Annotated in this window: 15 protein-coding genes; 10 read left to right on the top strand and 5 right to left on the bottom strand. The window is 35.1% G+C overall.

Going from position 1 to position 13,726, the window contains the following annotated elements; genetic code table 11:
* Positions 1 to 486: 486 nt before the first annotated feature.
* Both ACSVH9_RS15575 and ACSVH9_RS15570 read right to left on the bottom strand, forming a co-directional pair.
* On the bottom strand, positions 487 to 690 hold the full coding sequence (locus ACSVH9_RS15575) for a helix-turn-helix domain-containing protein (RefSeq protein WP_300979225.1): 204 nt from the start codon (positions 688 to 690) through the stop codon (positions 487 to 489).
* 2 nt (positions 691 to 692) lie between these two features.
* Positions 693 to 1,235 carry a DUF2975 domain-containing protein gene (locus ACSVH9_RS15570; protein WP_438064503.1) on the bottom strand — a complete coding sequence of 181 codons (543 nt, stop codon included), beginning with the start codon at positions 1,233 to 1,235 and terminating at the stop codon, positions 693 to 695.
* Between the two features lie 264 nt (positions 1,236 to 1,499).
* Between ACSVH9_RS15570 and nadC the strand changes: the two genes are divergently transcribed.
* The 4 genes from nadC to priA all read left to right on the top strand — a co-directional run bounded on the left by nadC (position 1,500) and on the right by priA (position 6,601).
* A complete protein-coding gene (gene nadC / locus ACSVH9_RS15565; RefSeq protein ID WP_438064502.1) occupies positions 1,500 to 2,357 on the top strand; it encodes a carboxylating nicotinate-nucleotide diphosphorylase in 858 nt (285 codons plus the stop codon).
* Positions 2,358 to 2,380: 23 nt separating this feature from the next.
* Positions 2,381 to 3,340 (top strand): YihY/virulence factor BrkB family protein, encoded by a 960-nt coding sequence (locus tag ACSVH9_RS15560; protein WP_438064501.1) that lies wholly within the window; start codon positions 2,381 to 2,383, stop codon positions 3,338 to 3,340.
* Positions 3,341 to 3,571: 231 nt separating this feature from the next.
* A complete protein-coding gene (locus ACSVH9_RS15555) occupies positions 3,572 to 4,003 on the top strand; it encodes a DUF2147 domain-containing protein (RefSeq protein ID WP_438064500.1) in 432 nt (143 codons plus the stop codon).
* A gap of 147 nt (positions 4,004 to 4,150) precedes the next feature.
* Positions 4,151 to 6,601: a replication restart helicase PriA gene (gene priA / locus ACSVH9_RS15550; RefSeq protein WP_438064499.1), complete on the top strand. Its 2,451-nt coding sequence runs from the start codon at positions 4,151 to 4,153 to the stop codon at positions 6,599 to 6,601.
* 11 nt (positions 6,602 to 6,612) lie between these two features.
* Here priA and ACSVH9_RS15545 read toward each other — a convergent pair whose 3' ends face one another.
* Positions 6,613 to 7,308, bottom strand: a complete 696-nt coding sequence (locus tag ACSVH9_RS15545) for a LytR/AlgR family response regulator transcription factor (RefSeq protein WP_438064498.1) — start codon at positions 7,306 to 7,308, stop codon at positions 6,613 to 6,615.
* A 165-nt stretch (positions 7,309 to 7,473) separates the two neighbouring features.
* On the opposite strand from ACSVH9_RS15545, the gene rpsF reads away from it, so the two are divergent.
* The 5 genes from rpsF to ligA all read left to right on the top strand — a co-directional run bounded on the left by rpsF (position 7,474) and on the right by ligA (position 11,286).
* Positions 7,474 to 7,815: a 30S ribosomal protein S6 gene (gene rpsF, locus ACSVH9_RS15540; protein WP_159684735.1), complete on the top strand. Its 342-nt coding sequence runs from the start codon at positions 7,474 to 7,476 to the stop codon at positions 7,813 to 7,815.
* Between the two features lie 5 nt (positions 7,816 to 7,820).
* A complete protein-coding gene (rpsR, locus tag ACSVH9_RS15535; protein ID WP_159684738.1) occupies positions 7,821 to 8,117 on the top strand; it encodes a 30S ribosomal protein S18 in 297 nt (98 codons plus the stop codon).
* Between the two features lie 67 nt (positions 8,118 to 8,184).
* Entirely contained in the window at positions 8,185 to 8,628 is a 444-nt protein-coding gene (rplI, locus tag ACSVH9_RS15530; protein WP_438064497.1) for a 50S ribosomal protein L9, read from the top strand.
* 111 nt (positions 8,629 to 8,739) lie between these two features.
* On the top strand, positions 8,740 to 9,213 hold the full coding sequence (locus tag ACSVH9_RS15525; RefSeq protein WP_438064496.1) for a DUF6495 family protein: 474 nt from the start codon (positions 8,740 to 8,742) through the stop codon (positions 9,211 to 9,213).
* 72 nt (positions 9,214 to 9,285) lie between these two features.
* The gene (ligA, locus tag ACSVH9_RS15520; RefSeq protein WP_438064495.1) at positions 9,286 to 11,286 is read left to right on the top strand and encodes an NAD-dependent DNA ligase LigA; all 2,001 of its coding nucleotides are present in this window, start codon (positions 9,286 to 9,288) and stop codon (positions 11,284 to 11,286) included.
* A 134-nt stretch (positions 11,287 to 11,420) separates the two neighbouring features.
* On the opposite strand, the gene ACSVH9_RS15515 is transcribed toward ligA, so the two are convergent.
* Positions 11,421 to 12,338 carry a bifunctional metallophosphatase/5'-nucleotidase gene (locus tag ACSVH9_RS15515; RefSeq protein ID WP_438064494.1) on the bottom strand — a complete coding sequence of 306 codons (918 nt, stop codon included), beginning with the start codon at positions 12,336 to 12,338 and terminating at the stop codon, positions 11,421 to 11,423.
* Between the two features lie 41 nt (positions 12,339 to 12,379).
* Positions 12,380 to 13,159, bottom strand: a complete 780-nt coding sequence (locus tag ACSVH9_RS15510; protein WP_438064493.1) for a 5'-nucleotidase C-terminal domain-containing protein — start codon at positions 13,157 to 13,159, stop codon at positions 12,380 to 12,382.
* Positions 13,160 to 13,185: 26 nt separating this feature from the next.
* Between ACSVH9_RS15510 and ACSVH9_RS15505 the strand changes: the two genes are divergently transcribed.
* Positions 13,186 to 13,725, top strand: coding sequence for a DUF6913 domain-containing protein (locus tag ACSVH9_RS15505; protein ID WP_438064492.1), 540 nt, complete (start codon positions 13,186 to 13,188; stop codon positions 13,723 to 13,725).
* Position 13,726: the final 1 nt, after the last annotated feature.

The following is a 13,726-nucleotide window of genomic DNA, read 5'->3' as shown; positions in this document are numbered from 1 at the left end:
GTTGTTGTTGTTGTTGTTGTTGTTGTTGTTGTTGTTGTTGTTGTTGTTGTTGTTGTTGTTTGGAAATAAAACCAAAAAAGCAACAATGCTGCTCCTTAGCCTTGATAGCAGCGGCATCCTTTGTCTTTTTTCTTTAAAAAGACAAAGATACAGCGGATAGCAAGAACCATTCTAACCAATAAGCCTTTTGTTGGTGCTCCTACAAAATTGAAAACCTCGACTTGTTGAATATATAAGTCGAGGTTTTGTGATGGTTTGAGAACGGTTAGTTTTTTTAAGCTTCTTTTTGCTGTTATTTTTTACCACATAGGAGAAGCATAGAATATGTGGCTTGTTAAAAGGACAAATAGACGTTTTACTATTCACATAGCTATTCTATGTGTGAAATAGTGCTATTTCTATTGGTTTCTTTACTTACTTAACGTTTGTCTATGATTTTTCTATGTGGTTAATTTTTTTGTTTTTTTTGTATTTCTTTCAACTTATTTATTTTTTGTATTCAAGTAAATCGCCTGGCTCGCAATCTAAGGCTTTGCAGAGTGCTTCGAGGGTGCTGAAACGAATGGCTTTTGCCTTGCCTGTTTTTAAAATCGAAAGATTGGAGAGCGTTAAATCTACTTTTTCGGAAAGCTCGTTGAGGGACATTTTTCTTTTGGCCATCATTACATCTAGGTTGACTACTATAGGCATAATTATATGGTTAATTCGTTATCGGACTGGATTTCGATACCTCTTTTGAAGATTTTTGCTATCAGAAATAAGATGATGCCCATAAAAAACCAAACATCGCCTCCGCCTACTGCGAATGTACTCAAGTCAGGAAGGGGTATGGGTTTTTCTTGCAACCACTTCAAGTAGTTGAGGCCGTAATTAGAGAAAAAGGCAATTACTACACTTAACCCGCTTAAGGTTAAGAGAAAATGATACATTTTTGTACTAAAGGGCTGGTAAAGGTTCAGGTTTTTATCGTGCAATAGTTTTACGATAACAAAAAAGAGTACAGCTTTTAAGGTGGTAACGATGCTTAAAAGCAGCATCACGACACCATAATGCCCAGGGTCAAATTGATAGAGTGCTTTTAGACTCAAAAAATTGGCATTGTACGAATTGATAGTGAAGGTGTAAATGCCATTAAAAATGTACATTCCCGACTCAATGCAAATGCCAACAAAAAGAAAAAGGGCTACATAAAATAGGATTTTGAGTAGCTGTTCGGTGCTAATTCTGATTTCCATAAAAGTTTGTTTTTTGGGTTTATTGATTCAAAAATAATAAAAATTTATTGATAAACAATAAAAATTTATTGTTTTAATTTGTTTGAATGAAAACGGTAATTCGGAAAATAGTGAAAATGAAGGATTTAAAAAAAGTTGTAATCCTAATGAAAACCCTTGTTTTTGCTGGTTTTTTTTCGGGGAATTTTGATAGTTTATTTTGGTTTTTAGACTAGCTTTTGCCATCGTTTTTGATTAATTTAGCACCACAAAAAAAATAAGAGAATGATTTCAGAAGCACAGTTTCAACAAGAGTTACAATTGTTTATTGCCAATGGTATTCGTGAAGATGTTGGCCCAGGGGATTACAGTTCCTTAGCTTGTATTCCAGCATCGGCCACAGGAAAAGCAAAATTGCTAGTAAAAGAAGATGGGATAATCGCGGGTGTAGCCTTGGCTGAAATGATTTTTCATTATGTTGACCCTTCCTTGCAAATAGAGACCTTTATAAAAGACGGAACGCCTGTACGCTATGGTGATGTGGTTTTTCACGTATCGGGTAGTTCACAATCGATATTAAAATCAGAGCGTTTGGTGTTGAATACGATGCAACGTATGTCAGCCATTGCAACGAAAACCAACAGTTATGTTCGTTTATTAGCAGGTACGAAAACTCAAATATTAGATACTCGTAAAACTACTCCTGGTTTTCGTGCTGCCGAAAAATGGGCAGTAACCATTGGGGGAGGAGTGAACCATCGATTTGCTTTATATGATATGATTATGCTCAAAGACAATCATATCGATTTTGCTGGAGGCATCACAAAAGCTATCGACAAAACAAAAGCCTATTTAAAGGAAAACAACTTAGACTTAAAAATCATTGTAGAAGCTAGAGATTTAGCCGAAATAGAAGAAATTTTAAAGTCTGACGGTATTTATAGAGTCTTGATTGATAACTTTAATTACGAGGATACTCGCAAAGCAGTGGCAATGATTGACGGTAAATGTCAGTCCGAATCTTCAGGAAATATAAACGAAACAACCATTAGCGAATATGCGGCCTGTGGAGTGGATTTTATCTCTTCTGGAGCCTTGACGCATTCAGTGTACAATATGGATTTGAGTTTAAAAGCCATTTGATTGCATAAATAAAAGATATTCAAATGACCCCAACAAATAAAGTTCCTTTTGAAGTTATTGTCAAAAACAAAATCAAAGCGAATGGCTTGGTTCGTAAATTGATTCATTTCTTGCAAAGCCAAAAACTCCTTTGGTTAGAAGAAGTGTCACTATATGACTTCTTGCATTCTTATATTTTGGGTGTTTTAAACGGAAAGTTAAATGTAAGAGCAGGAGCCATTGCGTTTAGTTTCTTTATGGCTTTGTTTCCGTTTGCTCTTTATATTTTGAATCTAATTCCATACATCCCAATTCAAGGTTTTCAAACCGATTTTTTGCGATTTGTAGAGCAAAGCGTACCACCCAATACCTATGATGCGATTGCTGGAATTATTGATGATATCTTGAATAACAGTCACTCTGGATTGCTTTCCTCAGGTTTTATTTTGTCTATTTTTTTAATGGCCAATGGTTTAAACGCTATTCTTGGAGGCTTTGAAGAATCAAGACACGTAATAGAGAAACGTGGTTTTATTGACCAGTATCTTGTAGCAATAGGAATGTCAATTTTCTTATCATTTTTGTTGATTTTTACAGTGGCAATTATTGTTGTATTTGAGGTATTTATCCAAAAAAACAAAATACAAGATGTACTAAGTGACAATATTCCGTTAATTCAACTCGGACGTTATTTGTTTCTTTCGTTAATGATTTTGTTTACTACTTCTATTTTATTGCGCTTCGGAATCAAACAAAGACACAAACCTAAATTCATTTCAGTAGGTTCTGTTTTTACTACTATTTTAATCATTATTTCTTCTTACGGCTTTGGAATTTGGGTGGTCAAATTTTCCAAATACAACGAATTGTACGGCTCTATCGGTACTCTTTTAATTCTTATGTTTTACATCTGGATTAACTGTATGTTGCTCTTGCTTGGTTTTGAGCTCAATGCAATTATTCAGTCCCACCGCAACCAAATAAAATCAAAAAAAACGATATAGTTGTGTTATAAATAAGACAAACTGTTTTATTTTTGAATAAATTTGAAATTCCAAAAGACCCTTTTTACAAAGTATAGAGTGTTCTTTTTGGAGCTATTTGCTTCGCCAGTTCGCGATGCTTATGTCCTGCTGTACGCTATGTCTTGCTTGCTTTCTAAAAGAAGAGACCAAACAAGGATGCCGCTTCCATCAGGGCTAGAAAAAATAAAAAAACCAAGAAATAAATAACAAATGAGAAAAATCATTCTAGTAGCAAGTGTTTTATGTTTTGCTGTAGTGACAACCGTTCGTAGCCAATCTGTAGTTGGTAAATGGAAAACCATCGATGACGAAACTGGTAAGCCAAAATCTATTGTAGAGGTTTACGAAAAGTCAGGCAAGATTTATGGTAAAATTGTGGATATTCTTGACCCACAAAAAAAAGACAAGCTATGTACTGAGTGTACGGGTGATGAAAAAAACAAACCTGTTTTAGGAATGGTTATTGTCAAAGGGCTTCAAAAAGACGCTGATGAATTCAACGGAGGCACTATTACAGACCCAGTGACAGGAAAGAAATACAAATGTTTTATTACTTTAGAAGGAAAAGATAAATTAAAAGTAAGAGGCTATATTGGTTTTTCTTTAATTGGAAGAACACAATACTGGCATAGAGTAAAATAGTTTTTTGCTTTTAAGAGATACCCTTATAACTCAAAGTTCAGATTATATTTGAAATAGAGTTCTAAGGGTATTTTTTTTATTATTTTTGGTGCCTAGCCCAATACAGTAACCATTCAAAAATTGTCGCTTGACAAAACCAAGTATCCCATGTTTTTTGTTGAAGTAATTTTGCCATTAGCCTTAGCTAAAACCTTTACCTATCAAGTCTCGGAAACCGAATTTCATTTCATAAAAAAAGGAATGCGTTTGGCGGTGCCTTTTGGTAAAAGCAAAATCTACACGGCTATTGCTATAGAGTTACATCGCAACGAACCTACCTTATATCAGGCTAAAGAAATCCACCAAATTTTGGACCATGAACCAATGGTTACAGCTGTTCAATTGCAACATTGGTTCTGGATTGCTTCCTATTATATGTGTGCTATTGGCGAGGTATACAGAAATGCCATACCCTCAGCTTTACTTTTAGAAAGCGAAACGGTAGTGACGGCTCAATCGGCTTCTGTTATTAATGAAACGGACTTGTCAGACGAGGAATTCCTTGTTTACCAGGCATTACAACAACAAAGTGCGCTAAAAATCGATGATATAATAGCGATAGTGAATAAGAAAAATGTCTTTCCAATCATTCAAAAGTTGATGGATAAAAAGGTATTGATTGTTCAAGAAGAAATCGCAGAGGCTTATAAACCTAAATTAGTGCGATACGTTCGTTTGCACCCGCAGTACAATTCGCAAGAGGGTTTAAGTGCTTTATTAGAACAGTTGAAAAACGCCAACAAGCAAAAAGAAATTGTGCTTCAGTATTTTCAATTGCAGGCTACTGAAAAAAAGCCAATCCCAGTGAAAAAATTGGTTGAAACGGCTAAAGTAACTGCAGCAGTTGTGAAGGCTTTAATTGATAAAGAAATTTTTGAGGAGTATTACATTCAACAAGACAGGGTGATGTATGCTGGTAAGGCTACTGAGAAGGAGTTGCTGTTGAGTAGTGCACAACAAAATGCCTTTGATGCCATACAACAGCAGTTCTTACATAGAGAGGTGTGCTTGCTTCATGGAGTAACTGCAAGTGGAAAAACAGAAATATATATAAAATGGATAGAAACGTTTCTGGAAACAGGAAAGCAGGTGCTCTATTTATTGCCAGAAATTGCATTAACGACGCAATTGCTAAGTCGATTGCGATTGCATTTTGGTGATAAAGTGGCTGTTTTTCATTCAAAATTCAACAACAATGAGCGAGTAGAAGTTTGGCATCAAGTATTGCAAAATGCTGAAAAGGCCCAAATTGTTATTGGAGCTCGTTCGGCGTTGTTTCTTTCTTTTCAGGACTTAGGAGCTATTGTTATTGATGAAGAACACGAGCAAACCTTCAAACAAATGGACCCTGCGCCACGTTTTCATGCTCGTGATGCAGCCATTGTTTTGGCTAATTTTCATAAAGCTAAAGTGCTTTTGGGGTCAGCTACACCAAGTTTAGAGACCTATTATAATGCGCAATCAGCCAAATACGGTTTGGTGACACTCAAAGAAAGGTTTGGGAAAGTACAAATGCCTGTAATTGAACTGGTGGACATTAAAGATAAATATTTGCGCAAGCAAATGAAAGGACATTTTAGCGATACTTTAATTAATGAAATAGCTACAGCTTTATCTTTAGGGGAACAAGTGATTTTGTTTCAAAATAGGAGAGGATTTGCTCCTGTAATTGAGTGCATGACTTGTGGTCATATTCCACAATGCCCTCAGTGTGATGTGAGTTTGACCTATCACAAATTCAAAAGCCAATTGCGTTGTCATTATTGTGGATATGCAATGGGCAAACCTTCCAATTGCCACGCTTGTTCCAGTATTGATTTAACAACCAAGGGCTTTGGAACCGAACAAATAGAACTAGAGCTATTGAATTTGTTTCCTAATGCCAAATGTGGTAGAATGGACCAAGACACTACAAGAGGAAAATACGGTTTCGAAAAAATCATTGATGGTTTCAAAAATCAAGAAATTGATATTTTGGTGGGTACACAAATGCTAGCCAAAGGATTGGATTTTGCCAATGTAAGCTTGGTGGGAATCATGAATGCGGATACCATGTTGTACCATCCCGATTTTAGGGCGTTTGAGCGTAGTTTTCAATTGATGACTCAAGTAGCTGGGAGAGCGGGACGTTCTGAAAAGCAGGGAAAAGTGATAATACAAACGTACAATCCTTTGCATAATACCATTCAGCAAGTAACACAAAATGATTACGAAGGAATGTTTAAGGAACAGTTGTATGACAGACAAATTTATAAATACCCTCCTTACTTTAGATTGATAAAAATTACGCTCAAACATCGAGATTTTGAAAAACTAAAGGAAGGAGCAGTGTGGTTGTATCAAGTAATGAGTCAAGCGCTAGATATGCCGGTTTTAGGTCCAGAAGAGCCTGCTATAAACAGAATCAGAAACGAGTACATCAGGACCATTATGGTAAAAATCCCCCAGAATCAACCCATTGGTAGTACGAAAGCTAGGTTGCAAAAGGTAATCAATAGTTTTGAAGCAGTAGCAAATTATAGAGCGATAAAAGTAGGGGTAAATGTAGATTTCTATTAGGAGCAATGCCTTTATGAAATGGAAAGGGCTTTAATCAAGTCTTCTTTTTTATTTCGACTTAAAGGGATTTTAGTAACTCCGATTTCAGCAAATTTGCTGTTGAAACGGTCAATTTTGTCAATATTAACGATGTAGGATTTGTGAACACGTATGAACTTTTCTTTGCTCAAGTCATTTTCAAAAGATTTCATAGTAGAAAGCACTAAATTACTATCATCTTCAGTAACAACTCTAACGTAGTCACCGTAGGCTTCTATCCATTTAATCTTTGAAGTGAAAATTTTCAGTTTTTTTAAATTGCTTTTAATAAAAATGTGTTCCCCTTCTTCTTCTTTGTTGTCGGTTCTAAGCAAATGCAAGTCTATGGCTCTTTTTACAGAAGCATTAAACCGTTCTAAAGCTATGGGTTTTTGTAAATAGTCAGTTGCATCATAGTCAAATGCCTTCATAGCATATTCTGCTTTTGAAGTAATGAAAATGATTTGGGGTTTAGTTTTTAGTCCGTCCAAAAAGTCAAATCCACTGATAACAGGCATTTCAATGTCAAGAAAAATCAAATCAACCGAGTGGATGGACATACAGTTTTTAGCTTCAATTGCATTAGAAAAATCGCCTATCAAGTGCAAGTGTTGATGATTATTAACTAATTTAGCTATGATCATTCGTTGGATGGAGCTATCATCAACAACAACACAGTTTAGTTTCATAATTAAGCTTTTTAAATTTGGTCAGGTAAATATATTTTTTTTTGAGGTGCAAAGCAAATTTGCAAACATAAATTTTGCACTTTGTCGATTATTTCAAATATTCATTTGTGTATTCAAATAAAAAAACTACTTTTGCACCCAATTTAACAAATAAATATATTATTTATGAATCATTATGAAACTGTTTTCATTTTAAATCCCGTTTTATCTGAGGTTCAGGTGAAGGAAACAGTAAGCAAATTTGAAGAATTTCTTACTAGTAGAGGAGCTGAAATGGTATCGAAAGAAGATTGGGGTCTTAAAAAAATGGCTTACGAAATTCAAAACAAAAAAAGTGGTTTTTACCATTTATTCGAGTACAAAGTAGCTGGTGAAGTTTTACTTCCATTCGAAACTGAATTTAGACGTGACGAGCGTGTTATGCGTTTCTTAACTGTTGCTCTAGACAAACATGCTATTTCTTGGGCTGAAAGAAGAAGAGCAAAACTTAAATCTACTAAAGCTTAATTATCATGGCAACATTACAACAATCTGCTTCAGGAAAAAAAGACGGAGATATCAGATATCTAACGCCTTTGAACATAGAAATCAACAAAACTAAAAAGTATTGTCGTTTCAAAAAATCAGGTATCAAATATGTAGACTATAAAGATGCTGATTTCTTATTGAAATTTGTAAACGAGCAAGGTAAAATTTTACCTCGTCGTTTAACTGGTACTTCTTTGAAATACCAAAGAAAAGTGTCTGTAGCTGTGAAAAGAGCACGTCACTTAGCTTTAATGCCATATGTGGCTGATTTACTAAAATAATAATTAATTAATAGTTGTTGGTTTTCGGTAAAATGAAACCTAACTTCTGCAATATAAGGACAACAACATGGAACTTATTTTAAATAAAGACGTACAAAACTTAGGTTTTAAAGATGATATCGTAACAGTAAAAAATGGTTACGGACGTAATTACTTGATTCCTCAAGGATTTGCTCACTTGGCAACTGCTTCTGCAAAGAAAGTATTGGCTGAAAACCTAAAACAAAGAGCTCACAAAGAGGCTAAAATCGTTGCTGATGCTAAAGCTACTGCTGAAGCATTGAAAGCATTAGAGATTAAAATCGCTGCAAAAGCAGGTGGTGAAAAATTATTCGGTTCTATCACAAACATTGACATTGCTGCTGCTTTAGCTAACGCAGGTCAAGAAATTGACCGTAAATTCATCACTAGCGGTATCGTAAAACGTATCGGAAAATACAGTGCATCTATCCGTTTACACAGAGATGTAATTGTTGAAATTCCTTACGAAATCGTACCTGAGAAAGCATAATTTCAGATTTAAAATTGTAAAATCCCGATACGTTTTATTAACGGAATCGGGATTTTTTTTATTTTATAGACGGATGCTAATTAAAAGTGTTTTAGGCTAAATCATAATAAAATGAAATACACAAGACTTACAAAAGAACAGTTCGAAGAGTTACACCAAGAGTTTACTACTTTTTTGGCAACTCAATCTATTGATAAAGCAGAATGGGATACCATTAAAAAAGAAAAACCAGAAGTAGCTGAACAAGAATTGGATGTTTTTTCAGATTTAATCTGGGAAGGCGTGCTGACGAAAGCGCAGTATTTAGAGCATTTTTCAAAAAATCATATTTTTCTATTTCAATGCTTTGATACGGAAGTAAAATCAATTGTATTGAAATCGCTAGTGCCAGAAGTTGACTTTTTGACCAAAGAAGGGTTACAATGGCTTTCTGATAACATGTTTACAGAAACAATTGAAATGAAAGTGGGTAAAAAAGTATTTACCGAGGAACGAAATTATTCCTTGTTTCAGTTGATACAACAAGGGGCTTTTCTTAGCGATGGTCAATTGTTCAATCAAATTAATACAATTATAGAATCGTAAAGCTATTTTATAAAGTATAAATTGGCTATTTTAGTACCTTATTTGAAAAACTAAAATAGCCATTTTTATTTCATGAATATTCAAGATACGATTCAGCAGTTGCGTTCCGAATTAGACCAACACAATTACAACTATTACGTGTTGGACCAACCTCAAATTTCGGATTTCGAGTTTGACCAAAAATTAAAAGAACTGCAAGCCTTAGAAGCGGCACATCCCGAATTTTTCGATGCTAATTCTCCAACGCAAAGAGTTGGGGGTGCAATTACAAAAAACTTCCAAACAGTTGTTCATGATTATCGTATGTATTCTTTGGATAATTCATATTCTAAAGAAGATGTAGTGGACTGGGAAACCCGAATTCAAAAGGTGTTGGGTAATGTTCCTATTGAATATACTTGTGAATTAAAATACGATGGCGCTTCCATTAGCATCACCTATGAAAACGGTCAATTGTCTCGCGCTGTCACTCGTGGTGATGGGGTTCAGGGTGATGATGTGACGAACAATATCAAAACTATCAAATCAATTCCTTTGCAATTGAAAGGGAATTATCCTGCTCATTTTGCTATTCGCGGTGAAATCATCTTGCCTTTCGCTGGTTTTGAAAAAATGAACCAGGAATTGATTGAAATTGGCGAGACTCCTTATGCTAACCCCAGAAATACCGCTTCTGGAAGTTTAAAATTACAAGACAGCGCAGAAGTTGCCAAACGTCCATTGGATTGCTTACTTTATTCATTAGTTGGAAACAATTTGCCTTTTCAATCACAGTTTGAAGGGCTACAAGCGGCCAGAGACTGGGGATTTAAAGCGCCAAAAGAAGCAAAATTAGCCAAAAACCTAGACGAAGTTTTTGAGTTTATTGCCTATTGGGATGTGAACCGTCACGAGCTTCCTTACGAAACGGATGGGGTAGTAATCAAAGTAAATGCTTTGTCGTATCAAGAGGAGTTAGGGTATACTGCTAAATCTCCTCGTTGGGCCATAGCTTATAAATTCAAATCAGAACAAGTTAGTACCAAATTAAATTCAATTTCGTATCAGGTAGGACGTACAGGTGCCATTACACCAGTTGCGAATTTGGAGCCTGTACAATTAGCCGGAACTGTAGTCAAACGCGCTTCCTTGCATAACGCCGACCAGATAGGAAAATTGGATATCCGAATTGGAGACACGGTTTTTGTAGAAAAAGGGGGAGAGATAATTCCAAAAATCATTGCTGTTGACTTCGAAAAGCGTCCTGAATATTCTGAAGTAACGCACTATATTACAAATTGTCCTGAATGCCAAACAGCTTTGGTACGTTCAGAAGGCGAAGCGAATCACTACTGTCCAAATTTTTATGGTTGTCCCCCTCAAATCATTGGTAGAATTCAGCATTTTATTTCTCGTAAGGCAATGGATATTGAAGGTTTAGGAGGTGAAACCGTAGCTTTGTTGTACAATAACGGTTTGGTACATAACTATGCCGATTTATATGATTTGACTGTGGAGCAAGTGTTGCCGTTGGAACGAATGGCACAGAAATCTGCAGAAAATTTAGTGAATGGAGTAGCCAAATCAAAGGAAATTCCTTTTGAAAGTGTTTTGTTTGCCTTGGGTATTCGCTTTGTTGGTGAAACGGTGGCTAAAAAATTAGCAAAGCATTATAAATCCATCACTGCTCTAGAAAAGGCTACGCTTGAGGATTTGATTTTGGTGGATGAAATTGGAGAACGCATTGCCAAAAGTGTAATCGAATTTTTTGAAAATGAGGAAAATAGAGCAATTGTTGAACGATTAAGATTGCGCGGTGTTCAATTGGAAATAGTTGAAAAAGTAAATCCTAATGCTACGACCAAGTTTTTGGGTAAAACCTTTGTGGTCTCAGGTGTTTTTGAGCAATTTTCTAGAGATGATTTAAAGAAGGCGATTGAAGATAATGGCGGTAAAGTAGGAAGTTCGATTTCATCCAAAACGGATTATGTGGTAGCGGGAGATAACATGGGACCTTCTAAATTAGAAAAAGCTACTAAATTGGGAGTTACTATTGTATCTGAACAAGATTTTATCAATATGCTTGAAGCATAAATTCTCTGGAACTCAGATTAAGCAATGAGCAGGATAACTGTTGTTGAAATGCAGGTGATGCCCGCTCCTAATCATAAAAAAAAACACCTTTTATTGGTTTAAAAGGTGTTTTTGTATTTTATAGTAACAAGTTATTATACCACAATAGCTTTCCCTTTGGCGATATTTTGTTTGTTATTGTCAAAATAAAAATCGATTCTTCCAAGGTGAATGCCGTAGCAACCAACTTGGTTAACCAAAACTTCTTGGCCTGCAGCGTTTTTTACTACGGTAGGTTTGTCTAAAAAAGTGTGGGTGTGGCCACCAATAATCAAATCAATGTCTTGTGTTTTTTGGGCCAATTTCAAATCCGAAATTTTGTTTTCGTCACTTTTCTTGTAGTCATACCCGAGGTGCGATAAGCAAATTACCAAGTCGCATTGCTCTTCTTTTTTTAGAATGCGACTCATATCCTGAGCAATTTCTATGGGGTCACGGTAAACTGTTTCTTTGTAGTTTTTTTTGTCGACCAATCCTTGTAGTTCAATTCCTAGTCCGAAAACTCCAATTTTGATTCCGTCTTTTTTGAATAGTTTGTAAGGTTTGATATGGGTATCTAAAACTGTATTCTTGAAATCATAATTGGCTGAAACAAAATCAAAATTGGCATTGGGCAATTGGGAATAAAAGCCCTCGATACCGTTGTCAAAATCATGATTGCCTAAAGTAGCTAAGTCATAATGCATCATACTCATTAATTTCAACTCTAATTCTCCTCCATAGTAGTTAAAATAAGGCGTTCCTTGGAATACATCTCCCGAATCTAATAACAAAACGTTTGGATTTTCTTTTCGAATCGATTCGATTAAAGCAGCTCTTCTTGATACACCTCCCATATTCGCATTTCTAGGGTCATCTGCAGGAAAAGGGTCGATGTGACTGTGAACGTCATTCGTATGTAGGATAGTTATTTTTTTTATTTCTGGCTTTGTAAAACTCATTAGAGGCAAACTTGGTAATGCTAATAAGGCAGAACTAGCAGCGGTTTTTTGAATAAAATCTCTTCTTTTCATTTGATATTTTTTTACGTCGTAAAGGATTTTTGGTTTAAAATTTATTCTACTGCAACTCGAACTTCTGTTAGCACGGGAATGGTTTTGATTTCCTTGAAATAATCAATAAGCACATTGCGTAATTTATAATTCAAGTCATACGTTTGGATTCCTTTTTGGAAAAAAGTCATGTCATCTCCTCCGTTAGCCAAGTAATCATTGGTGGCAACATTATATACTTTTGAGATTTCGATTGGGGTTCCTTGTATTTTGATGTCTTTTGGTTGGTTGTTTTTATCAATAGTAAAAGTCAAACCAGATAGCGGTTGTGCTTTTTGTGTTTTGATAAAATAACGAATCATATCCATTACTGTTTCTCCGTTCATGGCAATGACTACCAGACTATTTTCGAAAGGCATGATTTGAAAAGCAGTACGAGGCGTTACATCACCTTTAGGTAAGGCAGCACGAATGCCACCGTGATTCAAAATGCAAATATCTATCTTCTTTTTTTCGCGAGCATACAAAATGGTATTGCCTCGAGCTACACAAGCATCTGCCATTAAGTTGCCTAAGGTAGACTGCCATTTTCCAGTGCTTTTGTCTATAGTTTCTGGACAATAGGCAATAACCGAATTTAAATCGGTAGCAATTTTTTCTCTATAAGGTGCAATATACTGTTCGATGCTAGGTGTACTAGTGTATTTGTCAGTTATTGGAAGACGTTTCCCTTCGATTTTTGTAACGGAATACGGAGTGGAAGCACATGAAAGAATTAAAAAAAATGTTAAGAATATAACAAAAAGTTTTAAAACACCATTATACTTTTTTAAATTTACCATTTGTAATGCGACTTAATTAATTAATTTTGAACCTCAGTAAAAGTAGTATGTTTTTGAATTATTTTAAAGATTATTTCTTAAAAAAGAAATTAAAAAACTACCTATCAAATGTTGGTGTTTTAACATCTGATAATAAGGTTCAAACAGTAGGGATTCTCGTAGATGAAACTGCTTTTTTTCAGACACTAGCACTAAAAGAAGCATTGGTTAAAGCTGATTTTTTGGAAAAGAACATTGCAATTATCGCGTTCAATGCAAATGGGAAGAAGAGTCAAGTCAATAACTATCCGGTTTTTAGTTGGGAACACATCAATTGGAGTTTTCAAATCCAAGAAACTTCGGTCTTAGATTTTATTCAAAATCCTTTCGATATATTAGTGAGTTATTATGATACAAATAACAGTTTCTTACAATGGATAACGTACCAATCTAAAGCAAGTTTTAAAGTTGGATTCTTTAGTGTTGATAAACGTTTGAATCACGTACTAATTGATACTGTGACACAAAATTACAAGCAATTCGTTCAAGAATTTGTTCGAATTTTACATTTATTTAATAAAATTTAAT

Origin of the sequence: Flavobacterium sp. RSSB_23 (assembly GCF_051547145.1) — a bacterium.
In the GTDB taxonomy this organism is placed as follows: domain Bacteria; phylum Bacteroidota; class Bacteroidia; order Flavobacteriales; family Flavobacteriaceae; genus Flavobacterium.
This window is presented reverse-complemented; position numbering and strand designations above follow the sequence as displayed.

What these genes read in the sequence shown, in the direction of transcription:
- ACSVH9_RS15575 (WP_300979225.1), bottom strand. Translation starts at nt 690, where the DNA reads ATGCCTATAGTAGTCAACCTAGATGTAATGATGGCCAAAAGAAAAATG.
- ACSVH9_RS15570 (WP_438064503.1), bottom strand. Translation starts at nt 1,235, where the DNA reads ATGGAAATCAGAATTAGCACCGAACAGCTACTCAAAATCCTATTTTAT.
- nadC (WP_438064502.1), top strand. Translation starts at nt 1,500, where the DNA reads ATGATTTCAGAAGCACAGTTTCAACAAGAGTTACAATTGTTTATTGCC.
- ACSVH9_RS15560 (WP_438064501.1), top strand. Translation starts at nt 2,381, where the DNA reads ATGACCCCAACAAATAAAGTTCCTTTTGAAGTTATTGTCAAAAACAAA.
- ACSVH9_RS15555 (WP_438064500.1), top strand. Translation starts at nt 3,572, where the DNA reads ATGAGAAAAATCATTCTAGTAGCAAGTGTTTTATGTTTTGCTGTAGTG.
- priA (WP_438064499.1), top strand. Translation starts at nt 4,151, where the DNA reads ATGTTTTTTGTTGAAGTAATTTTGCCATTAGCCTTAGCTAAAACCTTT.
- ACSVH9_RS15545 (WP_438064498.1), bottom strand. Translation starts at nt 7,308, where the DNA reads ATGAAACTAAACTGTGTTGTTGTTGATGATAGCTCCATCCAACGAATG.
- rpsF (WP_159684735.1), top strand. Translation starts at nt 7,474, where the DNA reads ATGAATCATTATGAAACTGTTTTCATTTTAAATCCCGTTTTATCTGAG.
- rpsR (WP_159684738.1), top strand. Translation starts at nt 7,821, where the DNA reads ATGGCAACATTACAACAATCTGCTTCAGGAAAAAAAGACGGAGATATC.
- rplI (WP_438064497.1), top strand. Translation starts at nt 8,185, where the DNA reads ATGGAACTTATTTTAAATAAAGACGTACAAAACTTAGGTTTTAAAGAT.
- ACSVH9_RS15525 (WP_438064496.1), top strand. Translation starts at nt 8,740, where the DNA reads ATGAAATACACAAGACTTACAAAAGAACAGTTCGAAGAGTTACACCAA.
- ligA (WP_438064495.1), top strand. Translation starts at nt 9,286, where the DNA reads ATGAATATTCAAGATACGATTCAGCAGTTGCGTTCCGAATTAGACCAA.
- ACSVH9_RS15515 (WP_438064494.1), bottom strand. Translation starts at nt 12,338, where the DNA reads ATGAAAAGAAGAGATTTTATTCAAAAAACCGCTGCTAGTTCTGCCTTA.
- ACSVH9_RS15510 (WP_438064493.1), bottom strand. Translation starts at nt 13,159, where the DNA reads ATGGTAAATTTAAAAAAGTATAATGGTGTTTTAAAACTTTTTGTTATA.